General features: G+C 74.5%; 18 protein-coding genes. 5 read left to right on the top strand and 13 right to left on the bottom strand.

Annotated elements, in window-relative coordinates:
• Window positions 1–135 precede the first annotated feature (135 nt).
• Both ACFVX9_RS08870 and ACFVX9_RS08865 read right to left on the bottom strand, forming a co-directional pair.
• Window positions 136–831 carry a response regulator transcription factor gene (locus tag ACFVX9_RS08870; RefSeq protein ID WP_030061050.1) on the bottom strand — a complete coding sequence of 232 codons (696 nt, stop codon included), beginning with the start codon at window positions 829–831 and terminating at the stop codon, window positions 136–138.
• 2 nt (window positions 832–833) lie between these two features.
• The gene (locus tag ACFVX9_RS08865; protein WP_380378035.1) at window positions 834–2246 is read right to left on the bottom strand and encodes a sensor histidine kinase; all 1413 of its coding nucleotides are present in this window, start codon (window positions 2244–2246) and stop codon (window positions 834–836) included.
• Between the two features lie 307 nt (window positions 2247–2553).
• On the opposite strand from ACFVX9_RS08865, the gene phoU reads away from it, so the two are divergent.
• Together phoU and ACFVX9_RS08855 are read left to right on the top strand one after the other, a co-directional pair.
• A complete protein-coding gene (gene phoU / locus ACFVX9_RS08860; RefSeq protein WP_063348792.1) occupies window positions 2554–3234 on the top strand; it encodes a phosphate signaling complex protein PhoU in 681 nt (226 codons plus the stop codon).
• Between the two features lie 230 nt (window positions 3235–3464).
• Window positions 3465–3644 (top strand): hypothetical protein, encoded by a 180-nt coding sequence (locus tag ACFVX9_RS08855; protein WP_063348791.1) that lies wholly within the window; start codon window positions 3465–3467, stop codon window positions 3642–3644.
• A gap of 115 nt (window positions 3645–3759) precedes the next feature.
• Here ACFVX9_RS08855 and ACFVX9_RS08850 read toward each other — a convergent pair whose 3' ends face one another.
• Both ACFVX9_RS08850 and ACFVX9_RS08845 read right to left on the bottom strand, forming a co-directional pair.
• Window positions 3760–4350: a lytic polysaccharide monooxygenase gene (locus ACFVX9_RS08850; RefSeq protein ID WP_363375136.1), complete on the bottom strand. Its 591-nt coding sequence runs from the start codon at window positions 4348–4350 to the stop codon at window positions 3760–3762.
• A gap of 282 nt (window positions 4351–4632) precedes the next feature.
• Complete coding sequence (locus ACFVX9_RS08845; protein WP_387981087.1) at window positions 4633–5391, bottom strand: phosphoglyceromutase; 759 nt, start codon at window positions 5389–5391, stop codon at window positions 4633–4635.
• A 149-nt stretch (window positions 5392–5540) separates the two neighbouring features.
• Between ACFVX9_RS08845 and ACFVX9_RS08840 the strand changes: the two genes are divergently transcribed.
• A complete protein-coding gene (locus ACFVX9_RS08840) occupies window positions 5541–6899 on the top strand; it encodes an MDR family MFS transporter (protein WP_387981085.1) in 1359 nt (452 codons plus the stop codon).
• 22 nt (window positions 6900–6921) lie between these two features.
• Here the strand turns inward: ACFVX9_RS08840 and ACFVX9_RS08835 are convergent, their stop codons facing one another.
• Entirely contained in the window at window positions 6922–7434 is a 513-nt protein-coding gene (locus tag ACFVX9_RS08835) for a YbjN domain-containing protein (RefSeq protein ID WP_363375114.1), read from the bottom strand.
• Between the two features lie 119 nt (window positions 7435–7553).
• Window positions 7554–8924: a D-inositol-3-phosphate glycosyltransferase gene (gene mshA / locus ACFVX9_RS08830; RefSeq protein WP_387981091.1), complete on the bottom strand. Its 1371-nt coding sequence runs from the start codon at window positions 8922–8924 to the stop codon at window positions 7554–7556.
• A 218-nt stretch (window positions 8925–9142) separates the two neighbouring features.
• Here mshA and ACFVX9_RS08825 point away from each other — a divergent pair, with 218 nt between their 5' ends.
• On the top strand, window positions 9143–9973 hold the full coding sequence (locus tag ACFVX9_RS08825; RefSeq protein WP_380378040.1) for a class I SAM-dependent methyltransferase: 831 nt from the start codon (window positions 9143–9145) through the stop codon (window positions 9971–9973).
• Window positions 9974–10444: 471 nt separating this feature from the next.
• Window positions 10445–11935 (top strand): PP2C family protein-serine/threonine phosphatase, encoded by a 1491-nt coding sequence (locus ACFVX9_RS08820; protein ID WP_380485956.1) that lies wholly within the window; start codon window positions 10445–10447, stop codon window positions 11933–11935.
• A gap of 110 nt (window positions 11936–12045) precedes the next feature.
• Here ACFVX9_RS08820 and ACFVX9_RS08815 read toward each other — a convergent pair whose 3' ends face one another.
• The 7 genes from ACFVX9_RS08815 to ACFVX9_RS08785 all read right to left on the bottom strand — a co-directional run bounded on the left by ACFVX9_RS08815 (window position 12046) and on the right by ACFVX9_RS08785 (window position 19275).
• On the bottom strand, window positions 12046–12396 hold the full coding sequence (locus ACFVX9_RS08815; protein ID WP_063348783.1) for a DUF2516 family protein: 351 nt from the start codon (window positions 12394–12396) through the stop codon (window positions 12046–12048).
• A gap of 123 nt (window positions 12397–12519) precedes the next feature.
• Window positions 12520–13083 carry a hypothetical protein gene (locus tag ACFVX9_RS08810; RefSeq protein WP_387981082.1) on the bottom strand — a complete coding sequence of 188 codons (564 nt, stop codon included), beginning with the start codon at window positions 13081–13083 and terminating at the stop codon, window positions 12520–12522.
• Between the two features lie 2 nt (window positions 13084–13085).
• Entirely contained in the window at window positions 13086–13550 is a 465-nt protein-coding gene (locus tag ACFVX9_RS08805) for a helix-turn-helix domain-containing protein (RefSeq protein WP_079135790.1), read from the bottom strand.
• Window positions 13551–13619: 69 nt separating this feature from the next.
• A complete protein-coding gene (locus ACFVX9_RS08800; RefSeq protein WP_380378047.1) occupies window positions 13620–14753 on the bottom strand; it encodes a MerR family transcriptional regulator in 1134 nt (377 codons plus the stop codon).
• Between the two features lie 34 nt (window positions 14754–14787).
• Complete coding sequence (locus tag ACFVX9_RS08795; protein WP_380341316.1) at window positions 14788–15681, bottom strand: RNA polymerase sigma-70 factor; 894 nt, start codon at window positions 15679–15681, stop codon at window positions 14788–14790.
• A 43-nt stretch (window positions 15682–15724) separates the two neighbouring features.
• Window positions 15725–15943, bottom strand: a complete 219-nt coding sequence (locus ACFVX9_RS08790; protein WP_387981078.1) for a hypothetical protein — start codon at window positions 15941–15943, stop codon at window positions 15725–15727.
• Window positions 15944–16032: 89 nt separating this feature from the next.
• Complete coding sequence (locus ACFVX9_RS08785; protein WP_387981076.1) at window positions 16033–19275, bottom strand: SNF2-related protein; 3243 nt, start codon at window positions 19273–19275, stop codon at window positions 16033–16035.
• Window positions 19276–19347 lie beyond the last annotated feature (72 nt).

Genomic DNA, 19347 nt, shown 5'->3' with positions numbered 1-19347 from the left:
AACGCTCGACTGGGAAACCCCAGCCGAGCGCCTGCATAAACTGCTCGCGGCCTGATCAAACCGACCACGTGTTGCAACGACCCCTAGAAACCGCCCTGCCGACGGGGGCCTTCCGCGTCTGTCCGCGCCCGCGGTTTACGGCTCGAACTTGTAGCCCAGGCCGCGGACCGTGACCAGGTAGCGCGGGGCGCCCGGGTCCGGCTCGATCTTGGCCCGCAGGCGCTTCACGTGGACGTCCAGGGTCTTGGTGTCGCCGACGTAGTCCGCGCCCCAGACCCGGTCGATCAGCTGCATGCGGGTGAGCACCCGGCCCGCGTTGCGCAGCAGCATCTCCAGCAGGTCGAACTCCTTCAGCGGGAGGTCGACCTTGGCGCCGTCCACGGTCACCACGTGCCGGTCGACGTCCATCCGGACCGGGCCGGCCTCCAGGGCACCCGGGCCGCCGCCGTTCTCGCCGGCACCGCCGTCCTCACCGCGGCGGCGCAGCACCGCCCGGATCCGGGCGACCAGCTCACGGGTGGAGTAGGGCTTGGTGACGTAGTCGTCCGCACCTATTTCCAGACCGACCACCTTGTCGATCTCGCTGTCCTTGGCGGTGACCATGATCACCGGCACGTTGGAGCGAACCCGCAGCTGACGGCAGACCTCGGTGCCCGGCAGGCCCGGCAGCATCAGGTCGAGCAGGACGAGGTCGGCGCCGTTGCGCTCGAACTGCTCCAGGGCGTCGGGGCCGGTGGCGGCGACAGCCACCTCGAAGCCTTCCTTGCGGAGCATGTACGAGAGGGCGTCGCTGAACGACTCCTCGTCCTCGACCACCAGTACTCGGGTCACGATCAGGCCTCCGGGGCAAGCTGGGGAGTTGTGTCTGACAGGGGGTGTTCCCGCTCCCCCGTGGGGAGCGGACGGTCCGTGCGGCCTGTGGTGGCCGTCCGGTCCGTGGTGAGGGTTCTGGTGGGCGCGGCGGCGGCGCCACGGCTGCCGGTGGCATCGCGGGCGCCGGTGTCGTCGGTGTCGTCGAGGTCGTCGGCCTCGGGCGCCTGCCCGGCGGGCAGGCGGATGGTGAAGGTCGAGCCCTGGCCCTCGACGCTCCACACCGAGACCGTACCGCCGTGCGAGGCGGCGACGTGCTTGACGATGGACAGGCCGAGGCCGGTTCCGCCGGTCGCCCGGGAGCGGGCCGGATCGACCCGGTAGAAGCGCTCGAAGACGCGCTCGCGGTCCTTCTCCGAGATGCCGATGCCCTGGTCGGTGACCGAGATCTCGATCAGCTCGCCGTCCGCCTCCCCGAGCGCCGCGGCGCTGGAGATCCGGCGGGTGGCGATCGCCACCCGGGTACGGGGCGGACTGTAGTTGACGGCGTTCTCGACCAGGTTGCCGAGTGCCGCGGCGAGCTGGCCGCGGTTGCCGTGCAGGTAGAGCCCGGCGATGCCGCCGGCCGTGATCAGGATCTGCTTGGCGGCGGCCTGCTGGCGGCAACGGTCGATCGCCTCGGCGATCAGCTCGTCCACCGCGACGGGCTCCGGGTCCACCATCAGTCGGTCGTCCTGCACCCGGGAGAGGTCGATGATCTCCTGGACCAGGCTGGCCAGCCTGGTCGCCTCGATCTGCATCCGGCCGGCGAAGCGCTGCACCGCCTCCGGGTCGTCGGACGCGTCGGCGACCGCCTCGGAGAGCAGCGACAGGGCGCCCACCGGGGTCTTCAGCTCGTGGCTGACGTTGGCCACGAAGTCCCGGCGGACCGCCTCCACCCGGCGGCGCTCGGTCTGGTCCTCGACCAGCACCAGCACCAGCCGGGAGCCCAGCGGGGCGACCCGGACGGAGACCGCGAGCGGCTCGCCCGCACGGGCCACGCCGGGGCGGGGCACCTCCAGTTCGACCTGGCGGATCTCGCCGTCCCGGCGGGTGGCGCGCGCCAGCGAGAGCATCTGGTCCACGGCGACCGCGCCGCCGCGCACCAGTCCCATCGCGTACGCCGCGGAGCTGGCCTTGACCACCTCGTCGCCCTCGCCCAGCACGATCGCGCAGGAGCGGAGGACGGAGAGGACGGTGTCCACCCCCGGCGGCAGCGGGGGCTCCGGGGTGCCGGCGCCCAGCCCTTGGTGCCGACCGTGGTGTCTGCTGCTGGTGCCGCCGTACCTGCCCCTGGCCTGCTCGCGCTCGCTCCAACGGAAGGCGATGGAGGCCGTGAGGCCGACGCCGAGCCCGGCTATGGCGCAGGCAGCGGCGGCGGCCACGTTCACGTCCATGTGGCCAGCGTAAGCGCACGGCCAGGGCACTCCCCAAGGGCCCGATCAAGGCATCGGCCACGCGTTGCCGAGAATTCACCTTCACGTGGCCGCTGATTCACCACACCGGCCGTGCATCGTCGCCCGGACGGCCCAGAGTTGGCCATGCAGCCCGTGTGGGAGTGGGCGGCGGGCCGAACCACCGGCCGCCGTCTCAGGTGTGCGCGTACGATTCGCGCCACCAGCAGCGGTCACCCGGACGACAAGACGATCGTCGGACGGGCCGGCCGGTCGGCACCGCCACCGACACAGCTACTGAGGAGAGAGCATGCGCGACGCGTACCACGAGGAACTCGATGCGATCGGCGACAGCCTGGTCGAGATGGCCCGACTGGTCGGCTCGGCCCTGGGCCGGGCCACCACCGCACTCCTCGACGCGGACCTGGCGCTGGCGGAGAGCGTGATCGCCGCCGACGAGAAGATCAACGACCTCCACCACGAGCTGGAGAACCGCGCGATCGACCTGCTCGCCCGCCAGCAGCCGGTCGCCACCGACCTGCGCATCGTCGTCACCTCGCTGCGGATGAGCTCCGACCTGGAGCGCTGCGGCGACCTCGCCCGGCACGTCGCCAAGGTCGCGCGGATGCGCTACCCCGACTCCGCCGTGCCCGGCGACCTGCACTCCACCGTCCTGGAGATGGGCCAGCTCGCCCAGCGCCTGGTGGCCAAGACCGGCCTGGTGATCGCCACCAAGGACGTCGACAAGGCCCTGGAGCTGGAGCAGGACGACGACGCGATCGACTCCCTGCACCGCGAGCTGCTGTCGCACCTGATCGACGACCGCTGGCACCACGGCATCGAGACCGCCGTCGACATCACCCTGGTCGGCCGCTACTACGAGCGCTTCGCGGACCACGCGGTGTCGGTCGCCAAGCGCGTGGTGTACCTGGTGACGGGCGAGCACGTGGCCGAGTTCGTGGCCTCGTCGGAGGCCGCGGCGGCGGAGTGACCTCGTGCGGGTGCGGTGCGGCCGCCTCGGGGCTCGGCAGCTTGGGACTCGGGGCTTCAAGGGGCGGCCGCTCCCCCCACAGGGTGAGTAAACCTGCGACAGGGGTGGTGGGGGCGCACGACGACCCGTACATCCCACCACTGCGCGCCCGTTGACGCTCCCTCCGATCGGCGGCTTCACTCGACGTTGGGGGCACAGGACTGTGCCCGTCACTAGGAGGGAACAGCTCGATGAAGGCCAACCCCACCCGACCGGCACGCGCCCACGAAACCGTCGAGCCGCCCACCCCGAAGCTCCTGCCCGTCCTCGCGGCCGGCTGCGGCTGCGGCCCCGGCTGCGGCTGCGGCTGCCAGTCCGGCGCGCCCTGCCAGTGCGGCGGCGCGGACGGCGGCTGCTGCGGCGGCCACTGAGCGGTCCGCCGCCGAGGAGTTCCCGAGGTGCACGGCCTTCCGTCGGCCGTGCACCTCGTTGCGCGTCCTGGTGCCGCGCGTCCGCGGCACGGCGTCCGCCGTGCCGCCCCGGGCGTCAGAACTGGACGTCGGTGCAGGAGTAGAAGGCGTTCCCGGTGTCGGCGATCGTCCAGACCGAGACCACGACCTGGTGGCCGGTGCGCCCGCTCGGGACGGTCGCGGTGTGGCTGAGCGTGCTGGGCACCTGCTTCCCGCCGTACGGGGCGATCAGGAAGGGCGTCAGGTCCAGGCTGTCCCGGGTGACGGGCTGGCTCGCGTCGTAGCCCGGCTTGGTCAGGTAGTACCGGAAGTCGGTGGTCGCGTGCCGGGCGGTGAACGTCCAGGTGAAGGTGAGCTGCTGCCCCGCCGTCACCGCGGTGGTCGGCCAGGCGCCGCCGTGCGGGTCGTCCAGCTCGGCGAAGCGGGAGTTGCCGCCGGCGCAGATGGTGCCGTCGGCGGGCCCGGCGTTCGGGAAGCCCTTGGGGCCCTCGACGCTCTGCGGCTCCCACTGGATGTCGCCGCAGTCCCACGACACCCCGCCCGCTCCGCAGAGCGCGGCCCTGCTGGGCGGCGTCGAGATGTACCCGTGGGACTGCGCCGGGACGGCGAGGGTGAGCGGCACCGCGAGCGCGGCGACCACCGCCCCGACGATGTGACGTGTGCGCATGATGCTCCTCCGTGGGGGTGGATGGAGAGTGCGCCGGGACGCAGACGCGCGCGCGTGGGGGTGCGGCGGCCGGGACGGGGAGATCCTTGGCATGCCTGCGGCAGTCCGGCGCCCTCACCGTAGGAGCGGACTCCGCCACCCGTCAATGGTCTGAACCACTATTGGGACGAGCCCGGATCCGACCGCCGAACCCGACCTCAACTCGGCTTCCGCAAAGGCCGGTTGAACGACGAAGGCCCCACCCCCGGCGAACCGGGAGGCGGGGCCGTGTCGGCAAGTGGGTTACTTCTTGCCCTGGTTCTTGACCGCCTCGATGGCCGCGGCGGCGGCGTCGGCGTCGAGGTAGCGGCCGCCCTTGGTGACGGGCTTGAAGTCGGCGTCGAGCTCGTACACGAGCGGGATGCCGGTCGGGATGTTCAGGCCCGCGATGGCCTCGTCGGAGATGCCGTCGAGGTGCTTGACCAGCGCGCGCAGGCTGTTGCCGTGGGCGGTGACCAGGACGGTCTTGCCGGCGGCGAGGTCCGGGACGATGGCGTCGTACCAGTACGGGAGCATCCGGTCGACGACGTCCTTCAGGCACTCGGTGCGCGGACGCAGCTCGCTCGGGATGTCCGCGTAGCGGGCGTCACCGGCCTGCGAGTACTCGGCGTCATCGGCCAGCACCGGCGGCGGGGTGTCGTACGAGCGACGCCACAGCTGGAACTGCCCCTCGCCGAACTCGGCCAGGGTCTGGGCCTTGTCCTTGCCCTGGAGCGCACCGTAGTGTCGCTCGTTCAGGCGCCAGCTGCGGCTGACCGGGATCCAGTGGCGGTCGGCCTTGTCCAGGGCGATCTGCGAGGTGCGGATCGCACGGCGGAGCAGCGAGGTGTGCAGCACGTCCGGGAACAGGCCCTCGGCGGCCAGGAGCTCGCCACCGCGCGCGGCCTCCTTCTCGCCCTTCTCGTTGAGGTCGACGTCGACCCAACCGGTGAACAGGTTCTTCTGGTTCCACTGGCTCTCGCCGTGGCGGAGCAGGATGAGTCGGTACGTCGTGTCAGCCATGGCCCCCAGCTTAGTGGAGGCAGGAAAAGCGCTGGTCCGGACCTACGGCAGATGTGTAATGTGTGCACCTCCTATCTGACACTTACATACGTCGGCTGACCGGACCTGCCCGTGCCGCTCGGCGGACGCCTGCCCCGGGAGCCCCCCACATGCCCGTCGCCCTGTTCACCAACCCCCGGATCCGAAGGCTGATACAGGAGACGGTGGGCGGGCTACCACGGGAATTCTGGTGGCTCTGGGTGAGCACGCTGGTGAACAAGCTGGGCGCTTTCGTGCTCACCTTCCTCGCGCTCTACCTGACCACCAACCGGGGCTACTCGGCCTCCTACGCGGGCCTGGTGGCCTCCCTCTACGGCCTCGGCTCGGCGGTCGCCGCGATCGGCGCCGGCGTGCTGACCGACCGGATCGGCCGACGCCCGACCCTGGTCGCCGCCCAGCTCGGCACCGCGCTGTTCACCGCCGTACTCGGCTTCACGGACGGCCAGGTGGCGATCGCCACGGTGGCCTTCCTGGTCGGCCTCTGCAACAACGCCACCCGGCCCGCGACCTCGGCGATCATCGCCGACCTCGTCCCGGCCGAGGACCGGGTCCGCGCGTACTCGCTGAACTACTGGGCGATCAACATCGGCTTCGGCCTCTCCGCCGCCGTGGCCGGCCTGATCGCCACCCACGGCTACCTCACGCTCTTCCTGCTCGACGCGCTCTCCACGCTGGTGTGCGCGGTGGTGATCTTCATCCGGATCCCCGAGACCAAGCCGCAGGAGTCACCCCGGCACGGGAAGGGGGCGGACGAGCCGGCGATCGGCCTCGGCGCGGTGTTCCGGGACGGGCGGTTCATGGCCGTCGTCGGGCTCAACCTGCTGCTCGCCCTGATCCTCCAGCAGGGCAGCACCACCCTGGCCGTCGACATGGGCGCCGCGGGCATCAGCTCCACCGAGTACGGGCTGGTCATCGGCCTGAACGGGCTGCTGATCGTGGTGCTCCAGATCCCGCTCACCCGGTGGATGGAGACCCGCTCCCGGACCGCCATGCTGATAGCCAGCTGCCTGATCACGGGCTGGGGCTTCGGGCTGGCGGCGCTGGCCGGGTCGTCCGCGTGGTTGTTCGCCCTCTCGGTGGCGGTCTGGACGGTCGGCGAGGTCCTGAACGCGCCGACCATCATGGGCCTGGTCGCCGAACTGGCGCCGACCCACGCGCGCGGCCGCTACCAGGGCGTCTACTCGCTCTCCTGGTCGCTCGCCTCGTTCCTCGGCCCGGCGATCGGCGGTCTGCTGCTGCAGTACGCCGGCTCCGCGGTGCTCTGGGTCGTGTGCGGGGTCTGCGGCACGGTCGCGGCGGCCGGGCACGTGGTGCTCGGGCGGCGCACGGACGCGACGGCGGGCCGCGCCGGGGCGGTGACGGAGGTCGCGGTGCCGGAGGCCGCAGCGACCGAGGTCGCGGTGACCGGGGTGACGGCGACGGAGGAGACGGTGCCCGCTGCCGAGGAGAAGGCTCCGGCGGGCATCTGAAGGCGCCCGCCCCGCTGCCGGGTCAGTCGGCCGCCGGGGCGGCCAGGTGCGCGAAGGCGGCCAGGTTGCGGGTGGACTCCCCGCGCTTGGTCCGCCACTCCCACTCGCGCCGGATCGCCGAGGCGAAGCCCAGCTCCAGCAGGGTGTTGAACGGCTCGTCGGCGTTCTCCAGCACCGTCCCGAGCAGCCGGTCCACGGCGTCCGGGGTGAGCGCCTCCAGGGGCAGGCGGCCGGCCAGGTAGACGTCGCCGAGCGGGTCGATCGCGTACGCGACGCCGTACAGCCGGGTGTTGCGCTCCAGCAGCCAGCGGTAGACGGCCTCGTGGTTCTCGTCCGGTCGGCGGATCACGAATGCGTTCACCGACAGGGTGTGGTCGCCGACCCGCAGCGCGCAGGCGGTGCTCAGCTTGCGGGTGCCCGGGAGCGTCACCACCAGCGTGTACGGGTCGGTGGCGGCGGGCTCCCAGGCCGCTCCGGCGTCGTCCAGGGCGGTGCGCAGGAGGGTCAGGGCCTCGTCCTTGGTGCGGGTTGCCATGGGGGTGACGTTACTCGGCGGTACCGGGGGCGCGCACCAGCGGTGCGGGCCCCCGGCCGCCGCAGTCGGGCCGCAGCCGACTCGTGGTCCGGCCGTATCAGGCCCCGGTCAGGCCCCGGTCAGGCCAGCCGCCGCCGGGCGGCGGCCAAACGGCCGGCCGGGCGGGCCAGGCTGGCGGCGTACACCTCGGCGGTGCCGGCCGCGGCGGTGTCCCAGCCGAAGCCGGCCGCGTGCCGGGCCGCCGCCGCGCCGCGCCGGGCGACCAGAGCCCGGTCGGTGACGTACGGCTCCAGCGCGTGCGCCCAGGCCACCGGGTCGTGGCCGTGCACCAGCGTGCCCGTCTCGCCGTCCCGCACCGCGACCGGCAGGCCGCCGACCGAGGCCGCAACCACCGGGGTGCCGCAGGCCTGCGCCTCCAGCGCGACCAGCCCGAAGGACTCGCTGTACGAGGGCATCACCAGCGCCGTCGCCGCGCGGTACCACTGCGCGAGCTCGGCCTGGCCGACCGGCGGGTGGAACCGCACCACGTCGCTGATGCCCAGCTGGGCGGCGAGCTTGTGCAGGCTCTCCGGCCGGGCCAGTCCGGTGCCGGACGGACCGCCGACCACCGGCACCAGCAGGTGCTCGCGCAGCCCCGGGCGGCGCGCCAGCAGCTCGGCGACCGCTCGCAGCAGCACGTCCGGGGCCTTCAGCGGCTGGATCCGGCCCGCGAAGAGCAGCACCGCGGCGTCCTGCGGCAGGCCCAGCCGGGCCCGGGCGGCGGCCCGCGCCGACGACCCGCCGGGGCGGAAGACGTCCAGGTTGACGCCGGGGTGGACGACGGCCAGCTGGTCCGGCCGGGCGGCGTAGTGCAGCGCCAGCTCGGCGGCCTCCTCGGTGGTGTTGGCGATCAGCCGGTCGGCCGCCTCGACCACCTGGGTCTCGCCGATCACCCGGGCCGCGGGCTCGGGCGTGTCCCCCTCGGCCAGCGCGGCGTTCTTGACCTTCGCCATGGTGTGCATGGTGTGCACCAGCGGCACCCCCCAGCGCTGCGCGGCCAGCCAGCCGACCTGCCCGGAGAGCCAGTAGTGCGAGTGCACCAGGTCGTAGTGGCCGGGGCGGTGGCCCGCCTCCGTCCGCAGCACCCCGTGGGTGAAGGCGCACAGCTGGGCGGGCAGGTCCTCCTTCAGCAGGCCCTCGTACGGGCCGGCGGTGACGTGCCGGACCAGCACGCCGGGGGCCAGCTCGACGGTGGGGGCGTCGTCCGAGCAGATCGCCCGGGTGAACACCTCGACCTCGATGTTGAGCGCGGCCAGGCGCTTGGCCAGCTCGACGATGTAGACGTTCATCCCGCCGGCGTCCCCCGTGCCGGGCTGGTGCAGCGGCGAGGTGTGGACACTCAGCATCGCTATCCGGCGCGGGCGGCGGCGGCCCGGGACGAGCGACTGGAGCCGGCCCCGCGCGGGCGCGGCGGGCTGGGCACGGCGTACCGAACGGACGGGGTGCTGGATCACCTGGCTGAAGCCTCCTCTGTGCGGCCCGTCTCGGCGGCCCGCGCACGGGCCGCCCGCTGTCCGGTGTGCGCTGCCCCGTCCCGGGCACACATCACCACCAGACAGCCAACCACCCGGCCCGCGTCCGGCATTCCCGGTCCGGCGGACGAGATGCCGGACGGGATGACGTCCCAGGTCACAGCGGTGCCGACGCGGACCCGACTACCCTTCCAGGCATGGCTGCCTCCTTCGACTCCGCGACCGCACCCGCCCGTGGGCGGACCGGACGGCCGGTGGGGACGGTCACCCGGGGCACCACCAACACCAATCGGCTGCGGCGGATGGACCGCTGGATCGCCCACACCCTCGGCCGCACGCTGCGCGCCGGCGGGCGCCCGCCGGTGGCGGTCGACCTCGGCTACGGCGCCGCGCCGTGGACGGCCGTCGAACTGGCCGGGCGGCTGCGCACGGTGCGCCCGGACGTCCGGGTGGTCGGGATCGAGATCGAGCCGGAGCGGGTCGCGGCCGCGCTGCCGTACGCCGAACCGCCGCTGCTCACCTTCCGGCGCGGCGGCTTCGAGGTCCCGCTGGACGGCGGCGCGCCGGCCCAGCTGATCCGGGCCGCCAACGTGCTGCGGCAGTACGACGAGTCGGCGGTGACCGGGGTGTGGGAGCGGCTCTGCGCCCGGCTGGCCCCGGACGGGCTGCTGGTGGAGGGCACCTGCGACGAGATCGGGCGGCGGCACGTCTGGGTCGCGCTCGGCCCGGAAGGGCCCCGGACGGTGACCTTCGCGGCCCGGCTGGGCGGCCTCGGCCAGCCCTCCGACCTCGCCGAACGGCTGCCGAAGGCGCTGATCCACCACAACGTGCCGGGCCGGCCGGTGCACGCCTTCCTGGCCGACTTCGACCGGGCCTGGGCGGCGGCCGCGCCGTACGGGGCGTTCGGGGCGCGGCAGCGCTGGGTGGCGGCCTGCACGGCGCTGGCGGGCGACTGGCCGCTGGTGGACGCGCGCGGGCGGTGGCGGCAGGGCGAGGTCACGGTGCCGTGGAGCGCGCTCGCGCCGTAGCGGTTCGCACGGCCGGGGTCGCCGGCCCGGCACTGAGCGGGACCGGCACGGACCGGGGCCGGTGCGGGTGAGCGACCCGCCGCATTCACTCGAACGAGTTATCGAATACCACTGGCGTGTTGACGCCCCATCACGTCACCATGGACGCCGCCGGACGACCCGCCCGTACGCCGTCGCCGCCCGGCGCCACGGCGTCCACCTGCGGCCCCCGACATCACCCTCGACCAGGGTGATCCGCGTCACCATCGCCCGTCCCCTTTCCTTCCCCGCCAACGCGGGGATCCCAGCCGTCGTCCGAGTCAGATCACCGCACCGCCACCGGCGTGGCAAAAACCACAACGGCGCCGGTCGGCCAGAGAAATCCCCGGAGATCACGTTATGGTCGCGAGAAGTTCCCCGGCGCACGGTGCCAGGCGGGCACTGCGGACGGGCGCTGACCGTTACGCACTCGGGGAAAGGGAGGAACCACCGATGCCCGCAACGGGAGACGGGCGGGCACCTGGTGCCACGAGCCTGTCGGGCGCCCAGGCCGGCGCCCCCGTTGACCATGCCCGCAACCGCCCGTCCCTGACCGGCCCGACGCCGGCCGGCCCGGTGACGGCCGCTCCCCCGATACCGCACCCCCGGCCCCAGAGCGGACGCACCTCGGCCCCCGCCGCCGCGACCGCAGCCGCCAGCAGCACCGCGCCGCTCAAACTGCTGGTGATCGAGGACGACGCCTCCGACGCCCAGCTGATCAAGGCGGCGGTCGCCGACAGCGGCACCTCGATCGAGATCCACTGGGCCCGCGGGCTGGAACAGGCCACCGAACTGCTCTCCGTGTCCCCGGCCGGCACCCGGCGCGGGCGCTCCCGCGGCAGCGATTTCAGCTGCGTGCTGCTCGACCTCGCCGCACCCGCCGACCTGCCGCACCCGTCCGACGACTCCGACGGCCTCGAAGGCCTGCACGAACTGCTCCGCCGCGCCCCGCACACCGCGGTCGTGGTGCTCACCGACGCGGCCGGCGCCGAACTGGGCGCGGCCGCCGTCGCCGCGGGCGCCCAGGACTTCCTGATCAAGCACGCGACGGACGGCCCGCTGCTGGGCCGCGCCCTGCGCTACGCCGTCGAGCGCAAGCGCGCCGACGAGTCGCAGCGCCGCCTCGTCGAGGCCGAGCTGCGCGGCCAGGAGAACGCCCGCCTCCAACGCCACCTGCTGCCCACCCCGCTGCTCGACGGCGCGGGCCTCTCCTTCACCCGGCGCTACCGCCCGGGCCGCCGCCGCGCCCTGCTCGGCGGCGACTTCTACGACGCCGTCCGCACCGACGACGGCACCGTCCACGTCGTGATCGGCGACGTCTGCGGCCACGGCCCGGACGAGGCCGCGCTCGGCGTCGCCCTCCGGATAGCGTGGCGCACCCTCGTCTTCGCGGGCCTCACCGGCGAGGCCCTGCTGACCACCCTCCAGCACGTGCTGGAACACGAGCGGCGCAGCGACGAGATCTTCGCGACGCTCTGCATGCTCGTCATCGAGCCGGGCGGCGCCAGCGGCGGCCTCGACTCGCTCGGCGCCGGCGAGCCTGCCCGGCTCTACCTCGCCGGGCACCCGGCGCCGCTGCTGCTCGGCCACGACCACCAGCCGGTCACCCTGCCCGCCGACCTCGCCGGTCCGGCGCTCGGCCTGCTGCCGTGCCACGACGGGCAGGCCGCGTGGCCCGCCCAGCAGCTCGAACTCCAGCCCGGCTGGCGGTTGTTGCTCTACACCGACGGGCTGATCGAGGGCCGGGTCGGGGCCGGCTCCCGCCGCCTCGGCCAGGACGGGCTGGCCGACCTCATCGGCGACCACCAGTCCGCCGGGCTCACCCGGGGCCGACTCGTCGACAGCGCCATCGCCGAGGTCGAGGAGCTGAACGGCGGCGCGCTGACGGACGACGTCGCGGTGCTGCTGCTGGAACGCAACCCGATGCAGCTGATCCTCGGCTGAGCCGGCCGGAGCCGACTGGAGCCGGGTACGGCGAGGCCCGGGCGGGTGAACTCCCCGCCCGGGCCTCGCCGTTGCCTGATCGTTGCCCGATCGCCGTCCGATCGCGCGGCCTACCAGGGGCCGTACGGACCGGTGTTGCTGCGGCCGCCACGGCCGCCACCACCGGTCAGCTCCCGGATCGCCGGGCGCACGTCCACCATGTAGACGATCGACGCGACCAGCCCGGCGAGCGTCCCGATGCCGGTGAAGAAGTTCACCCCGAACAGCAGGTCCCAGCCGAAGGCGATCGCCAGGATCGCCAGCCAGAACGGCTTGGTCTTCTTGTCCGCCGCCCGGTAGGCGTCCTCACGGCGGGTGACCGCGTCGCCCAGGGCGAACAGCTTGAAGCCCAGGATGGCGACGGACAGCCACCAGATCGGGTTCAGATAGGCCAAGTCCAGAATCTGGGCCACTCCGCCCATCACGCTCTCCTCTGTCTCTCGCCTCCGGCGCTCCGGCCACCGCCCATCCTGGCACGGTCGACCGTCCGCTCTCCTGTCAACGTCCTGCGGTCACCGGATGTGCCCCGTCCGGCGGCCCTTCCCTCACTCCGCGCGGTCGGTGGTCTTCCGGGCGCGGGCGGCCTTCTTCGGGGCGGGCCGGGTGTCGGCGGCTGAGGTGTCGGTGGCCGGGATGTCGGTGTCGTCCTCGACCAGCTCGGCCTCGACCGGCTCGGATGCCCTGGCGAGCTCCGATTCCTCGGCCGGCTGCCCCGGCCCGGCGGGCGCGCCCGGGCGGGCCCGGTCCACCACGACCTTGCCGCGCTCGGCCAGCTCGTCGTACGTCTCCTTGGCCTTCACCGCCAGCTCGACCGCGCGGCCGACCTGCTGGAGGGCGAAGCCCTGTGCCCGCTCCTGCAAGGTCCGCAGGTCGACGGGGAGCGTCGTGACGGTCTCGGTGACCTTGGCCTGCGCCTCGGCCAGCTTCGTCTGCGCCTCCTGGAACCGGGCGGTGGCCTTCTCCTGCGCGCCCTTGCGGTCCGCGGTGAGCGCCTCCACCCGGCCCGGCACCTCGCGCAGCTTCTCGTACGCGAGATCCCCGGCGCCGGCGATGGCGTACAGCGGGGTCGGGTCGCTGAGGGTCTTCTTGATCTCGTCGGTGATCGGCATGCTTACCGGTCCTCCCGGTGGGTGTTCTGGGTGGCTGAGCCGTCGGTCGTCGGGCCGGAGGCTGGTGGAACGCCGGTGTCGGTACCGGCCGCGGGCGGCCGCTCGGCCACCGCGCCCCGCTGGACGGCGTTCTCCTTCAGGAAGGCGTCGTAGACCGCGAGCAACGCCTGCTTCTGCTGCTCGTTGATCAGCGGATCGGCCAGGATCGAGGCCCGCAGCTCCAGGCCCTCACCGCGCCGCTCCTCCAGGATCCCGGCCTGGACGTACAGCGTCTCCGCCGAGATCCGCAGCGCCTTCGCGATCTGCTGCAGGATCTCCGCGCTCGGCTTGCGCAACCCGCGCTCGATCTGGCTGAGGTACGGGTTCGACACGCCTGCGGCCTCCGCCAGCTGGCGCAGTGAGTACTGCGCGTTCCGGCGCTGCTCGCGGATGTACTCGCCCAGCGAGCCGACGTTCAGTGAGGCCATACCCGCAGACTGCAACATCCTGCTTGCAGATGCAAGCAGGATGCTAACCACAGCAAACGGCGGGCGGGCTCAGCCGAGGTCGGGGACGCGGACCGGCATCAGGAGCGAGAAGGTGCCCTCCCGGCCCGGCGTGCGAATCGCCAAGGGGGCGATCGGGCCGCCGAGTTCGAGCACCAGCTGCTCGGGCCGGCCGACCCGCAGGGCGTCCAGCAGGAAGTCGCGGTTGACCGCCACCCTCAGGTCTCCGGACGCGGATCCGGGGCCGGACTCGGCATCGGCCACCGCCAGGCGGCCGTCCGCCGTGAGGGTGAGGACGGTGACCGCGCAGTCCGCGCCGTTCGGGCCGGAGGGCAGGGTGCGGGTGGCGCCGGTCTCGACGGCGCCGCGCAGTTCGGCGGCGGACAGGTCGATCCGGTGCTCCGGTTCGAGCCGGGTCAGCACCCGGTGGTCGGGGTAGTCGAAGTCCAGGGCGGCGCCCTCGATCCGGTGGCCGCCGGTCTCGGCCCGGACCAGGCCGCCGCCGAGGGTCAGCGCGACCTCGGCGTCGGCGTCGGCCGCGCCCGCGCCCGCGCCCGCGCCGAGCAGCGCACGCAGGGCGTCGACCAGGGCGGTGGGGACGATCGTGCCGCCGTCCGGCCGGTCGGGCGCCGTGGTGGCGGGCACCTCGGCGAGCGCCATCCGGTAGCGGTCGGTGGCGACCAGGCGCAGCACCGGGCCGTCCGGTTCGAACAGCACCCCGGCGAGCGCCGGCGTTCCGGGGTCGCCGCCGACGGCGAAGCGGACCGCGTCCAGTGCGGCGGCCAGTTCCTCGGCCGAAACGGTGAAGCGGACTTCGGCGGGGGTGGTGGTCATCGGTCGCTCCCTCTGGTCGGTCATCACGCGGATCAGGGAGAGCTCGCGGCGGGCGTCGGCGAGGCCCTCCTCCAGCCGGCGCAGGTGCGCGTCGAGCACCCGCGCGGCCGTGCCGGAGCCGGGCGCCGCGCCGAGCACGGCGCGGATGCCGGCCAGCGGCAGGCCGACCCGGCGCAGCCGGGCCAGCAGCCGGGCGTCGGCGAGTTGGCCGGGCCGGTACCAGCGGTAGCCCGTCTGCGGGTCGACCCAGGCGGGGGTGAGCACCTCGGCGCCGTCGTAGTAGCGCAGGGTGCCGACGCCCAGGCCGCTGGCGCGGGCCAGCTCGCCGATGCTGTGCAGCTCGCTCTCCATGCCGGTGACTCTGCGGGCTCGACCAGGTCGAGGGTCAAGCCCGGCCGGCGAGGTGGGCGAGCTTCGACGGGTTGCGGACGATGCGCAGCTCGGCGATCCGGGGCCGGCCGTCGGGCCCCTCGACGAAGTCGAACACCGAGACGGCGTCGATCGCGCCGTCCTGGGTGACCAGCAGCCCGGGCTGGCCGTTGACCAGGACCGGCCGGAGCTCGGCGCCCTCGCCCAGCTGGCCGAGCACCCCGAGCAGGAAGCGGGCGACGTTGTCGGCGCCGGTGACCGGGCGCAGCGCGGCGCGGACCACGCCGCCGCCGTCGGTCCAGGAGGTGACGTCGGGGGCGAGCAGGTCCAGCATCCGGTTGAGGTCGCCGCCGACGCAGGCCGCGAGGAACTCGTCGGTGGCGCGGCGGCGCAGCTCCGGCGGGGCGTCGTAGCGCGGCCGGCGGGCCCGGACGTGCGCCTTGGCCCGGCTGCCGACCTGCCGGCAGGCGGCCTCGGTGCGCTCCAGCGCCTCGGCGATCTCCCGGTAGGAGAAGCCGAAGGCCTCCTTGAGGACGAAGACGGCCCGCTCCAGCGGGGACAGGCTCTCCAGCACCACCAGCAGGGCGAACGAGACCGTCTCGGCGCGCTCGACGTCGGCGGTCGCGTCCGGCTCGGCGACCAGCGGCTCGGGCAGCCAGGGGCCGACGTAGGCCTCGCGGCGGACGGCGGCCGAGTCGAGCCGGTTGAGCGCGAGGTTGGTGACCGTCCGGGCCAGGTAGCCGCCCGGGTTGGCGACCGGGCCGGTGACCCCGCTCCAGCGCAGCCAGGTGTCCTGGACCAGGTCCTCGGCGTCGGCGACGCTGCCGAGCATCCGGTAGGCGATACCGAAGATCATCCGGCGGTGCCGCTCGAAGTCGTCGAGGGCGGGGTCGGCGAGGGTGTCGGTCACCGCTCCGACGCTACCGCACGGGCGGCGGCGGGCCGAGGCCTCGTCAGCCGCGGAACGCCTCGTACGCGGGGGCGAGCAGGGTAGCGAGGTCGCGGCCGCGCACGGTGACGCCGGAGCGGCCGAGGCGGCGCAGCGAGGGCTCGTCGGGCTCCTCCTCGGGCCCGGGCGGGGCCGGGCGCAGGGTGAAGCCGCCGCCCCAGTAGGCGGCGACGTTCACGGCGGGGGCGTTCGCGGCGGGGGCGTTCACGGGTTGGGCGTTCACGGGTTGGGCGTTACCGGGTTGGGCGTTACCGGGTTGGGCGTCCCCGGCCGGGGCGTTTCCCGGTGGGACGGGGGCGGGGTGGTCGGGTGTCATGCGTCCTCCTCGGCGACGGCGTCCTCACGGGTGAGCGCGACCAGTTCACGCAGCGCCTCGACCGGCAGGTCGGTGAGCCAGCGCTCCCCCTCCCCCACCACTGCTGCGGCCAACGAGCGCTTGGCGGCGAGGAGTTCGTCGATCCGCTCCTCGACGGTGCCGACGCAGACCAGTCGGCGGACCTGGACGTCCCGGCGCTGGCCGATCCGGAACGCGCGGTCCGTGGCCTGCTCCTCGACCGCCGGGTTCCACCAGCGGTCCAGGTGGATCACCTGGTTGGCGGCAGTCAGGTTGAGGCCGGTGCCGCCGGCCCGCAGCGAGAGCAGGAACACCCTTGGCCCGTCCGGGGACTGGAAGCGCTCGACCATCTCCTCACGGCGGGCCCGGGGGACGCCGCCGTGCAGGTAGAGCACCTCCTCGCCGAGCCGGCGGGCCAGGTACGGGCGCAGCATCGTGCCGAACTCGGCGTACTGGGTGAAGACCAGCGTCCGGTCGCCCTCGGCCAGCGCCTCCTCCAGCAGCTCCGCCAGCCGGGCCACCTTGCCCGAGCGCTCGCCCAACGCCGAGCCGTCGTGCAGCAGTTGGGCCGGGTGGTTGCACACCTGCTTGAGCTTGCCGATCGCGGCCAGCACGGTGCCGCGCCGCTCCACGCCCCGGATCCCCTCGACCCGCTGCAGCAGGTCGGCCACCACGGCCTGGTAGAGGCCCGCCTGCTCGGCGGTGAGGCTGCACCATACGGTCATCTCCTGCTTGGCCGGCAGCTCGGCGGCCACCGCCGGGTCGGACTTGAGCCGGCGCAGCACGAACGGGGCGGTACGGCGCTGGAGTTCGGCGGTTCGCTCGGGGCTGCGGTGCAGTTCGACCGGGATCGCGTAGCGCTCCTTGAAACGCTCGGCCGGGCCGAGCAGCCCGGGGTTGGCGAAGTCCAGGACGGCGTGCAGTTCGGCGAGCCGGTTCTCCACCGGGGTGCCGGTCAGGGCGATCCGGTGGCGGGTGACGGGTAGTGCGCGGACGGCCCGGGACTGGGCGGTACCGGCGTTCTTGACGTACTGCGCCTCGTCGGCGACCACCCGGCGCCAGCGGATCGCCCGCAGCGCGGCGAGGTCGCGCTGGACCAGCCCGTAGGTGGTGATGACGAGGTCCACGCCCCGTACGGCGTCGGCGAGTTGGTCGGCGCCGAGGCGGCCGGAGCCGTGGTGGACGTGGCGCCGCAGGGCGGGGGCGAAGCGCTCGGCCTCGCGCTGCCAGTTGCCGACCAGGGACATCGGGCAGACCAACAGGGTGGGGCCGACCGCCCCCTCGGCCTGCTCGGTGGCCAGCAGGGCGAGGGTCTGGACGGTCTTGCCGAGGCCCATGTCGTCGGCCAGCACGGCCCCGAGGCCGAGCCCGGCCATCGCCCGCAGCCAGGCCAGGCCGCGCTCCTGGTAGGGGCGCAGGGTGGCCCGGAAGTCGGGCGGCAGCACGGGGGCGGGGGCCGGGGCGGCGCGCCCGGCCAAAAGGTCGCCGAGCGGGCCATCCGCGCGGACGGCGGTGACGGGCAGCCCGGCGACGGTCACCTCCGGGTCGAGGGCCAGCCGCAGCAGGTCGGCGGTGGCCAGCACGCCGTCGCGCCGGTCGGCGAGGAAGGCGAGCGCGGCGGCGATCTGCTCCGGGTCGGCCTCCAGCCAGGTGCCGCGGACCCGGACCAACCCCTGCTTGGCGGCGGCGAGTTCGGCCAGTTCCTGCTCGGTGAGCGGCGCCCCCTCCGGGCCGAGCGCGGCCTGCCAGCGGAAGGCGACCACGGCGTCCCGGTCCACCTGGGAGGCGACGGCGAGCGTGCCCGGCGCGGGCGGGGTGGTGGCCCGCAGGGCGAGCCCGAGCCTGGGCCGGCGGCGCCACCAGGCGGGCAGCAGCACGCCGAAGCCGCCCTCGGCGAGGGCGGGCGCGGCGGTGCGCAGGAAGTCCAGCGCGCCGGCCCGGTCGAGCGGCAGGGCGGCCGGGCGGGAGCGGTGCCGCAGGCCGTCCAGGGCCGGCCAGCGGTGGGCGGCGCGGGCCAGCTCGGTGACCAGGACGTCGGCCGGGTCCGGCGCCTTGCGGGCCAGCGCGGCGTGGGCGGCGCCGCCTTCGTGCAGGTCGGCGGCGCGGACCAGCAGGGAGGGCTCGTCGACGGCCTGGAGCAGGAACTCCAGCTGCCAGGCGTCGTCGGAGGGCCGGCCCTCGGGGTCGTCCGGGTCGGGCCCGAGCGGCTCCAGCAGGCGGAAGCAGAGCCGGAGCGCGGGCGCGGTGGGCTCGGCGGCGGCGTACCAGGCGGCGAGTCGGCGGCGCAGTTCGGCGAAGCCCTCGGACCGGACGTCCGTGAGGCCGCCGTCCGGGGTGGTCAGGGCGTGCAGCCAGCGTTCGGCGGCGGCCCCCACCGCGGCGGCCGTCGTGGCAGCGGTCCCCACCGCGGCGGCCGTCGTGGCGTCGGCTGGAGCGCCACCGGTTCGGGCGTCGCCGGTTCGGGCACCGCCGGTCCGGGTGTCGCCCGGGCCCAGCGGGGGCGTGCCGACCAGGGCGGCCCGGGCCTCGGCGTCCACCAGTGCGCCCAGCGCGGCGTCCAGCAGGGCCTCGCCGGTGCCGGCGCCGGCCGCCGGCCACTCCCCCAGCAGGACGGGCGGGCAGCCCTCCGCCAGTGCGGCGGCCTCCCGGCGACCCGCCGGGGTGGGGTCGGGCCGCCAGCGGGCCTGCGGGCGGCCGTCCGCCAGGACGGGCAGCGGCAGCACCCGGCCCCGGCCGACCGTTCGCCAGGCGAGGTCGTGCACGCCGGTCAGCCAGCGCAGCGAGGGGCCCTGGACGACCTCGACGCGCCCGGTGCCGGGCAGATCGGTGCTGGTGACGGCCCAGTGCGGGTCGAAGACCTCGCCGAGCAGTTGGGCGGCCGCCCCGGTGTCGAAGAGCAGCGCGGGGACGCGCCAGGGCGCCAGGACGGCCGCGCCCCGGACCGGGGTGACCGGCAGGTCGGGCGAGGGCGCGGGCAGGGCGCCGGTGGTGGGCAGCAGCAGGGTGGCCCAGCGCTCGGGGGCCTGGCCGGCGAGCCAGCCGAGGCCGGGCCCGATGCCGCCGAGGACGGCGGCGAGTTCGCCGGCCGGGCAGGCGTAGGGGTGGGCGCGCGGGGCCGCCCGGTCGGGGCGGGGCTCGGCGGTGCCCGGGTGGGCGCGGGCGTCCTCGGCCCACAGGGCCAGCCGTCCGTCCGCCCGCCAGAGCGCGTGCAGGACGAACATGCGGGAGGCCTTCCGGTCGGCGGAACCGTCCTTCGCAGCCTAACCGGGCGGTCCGACAGTGCCGCTCCGCCA

Source organism: Kitasatospora sp. NPDC058243 (assembly GCF_042882025.1).
GTDB lineage: Bacteria > Actinomycetota > Actinomycetes > Streptomycetales > Streptomycetaceae > Kitasatospora.
This window is presented reverse-complemented; position numbering and strand designations above follow the sequence as displayed.

Bases quoted from the DNA above. Each gene is read 5' to 3' on its own strand.
- ACFVX9_RS08840 (WP_387981085.1), top strand. From the start codon at position 5,541: ATGCCCGTCGCCCTGTTCACCAACCCCCGGATCCGAAGGCTGATACAG.
- ACFVX9_RS08825 (WP_380378040.1), top strand. From the start codon at position 9,143: ATGGCTGCCTCCTTCGACTCCGCGACCGCACCCGCCCGTGGGCGGACC.
- ACFVX9_RS08845 (WP_387981087.1), bottom strand. From the start codon at position 5,391: ATGGCTGACACGACGTACCGACTCATCCTGCTCCGCCACGGCGAGAGC.
- ACFVX9_RS08815 (WP_063348783.1), bottom strand. From the start codon at position 12,396: ATGGGCGGAGTGGCCCAGATTCTGGACTTGGCCTATCTGAACCCGATC.
- ACFVX9_RS08835 (WP_363375114.1), bottom strand. From the start codon at position 7,434: ATGGCAACCCGCACCAAGGACGAGGCCCTGACCCTCCTGCGCACCGCC.
- phoU (WP_063348792.1), top strand. From the start codon at position 2,554: ATGCGCGACGCGTACCACGAGGAACTCGATGCGATCGGCGACAGCCTG.
- ACFVX9_RS08805 (WP_079135790.1), bottom strand. From the start codon at position 13,550: ATGGCCTCACTGAACGTCGGCTCGCTGGGCGAGTACATCCGCGAGCAG.
- ACFVX9_RS08865 (WP_380378035.1), bottom strand. From the start codon at position 2,246: ATGGACGTGAACGTGGCCGCCGCCGCTGCCTGCGCCATAGCCGGGCTC.
- ACFVX9_RS08810 (WP_387981082.1), bottom strand. From the start codon at position 13,083: ATGCCGATCACCGACGAGATCAAGAAGACCCTCAGCGACCCGACCCCG.
- ACFVX9_RS08785 (WP_387981076.1), bottom strand. From the start codon at position 19,275: ATGTTCGTCCTGCACGCGCTCTGGCGGGCGGACGGACGGCTGGCCCTG.
- ACFVX9_RS08850 (WP_363375136.1), bottom strand. From the start codon at position 4,350: ATGCGCACACGTCACATCGTCGGGGCGGTGGTCGCCGCGCTCGCGGTG.
- ACFVX9_RS08855 (WP_063348791.1), top strand. From the start codon at position 3,465: ATGAAGGCCAACCCCACCCGACCGGCACGCGCCCACGAAACCGTCGAG.
- ACFVX9_RS08820 (WP_380485956.1), top strand. From the start codon at position 10,445: ATGCCCGCAACGGGAGACGGGCGGGCACCTGGTGCCACGAGCCTGTCG.
- ACFVX9_RS08800 (WP_380378047.1), bottom strand. From the start codon at position 14,753: ATGGAGAGCGAGCTGCACAGCATCGGCGAGCTGGCCCGCGCCAGCGGC.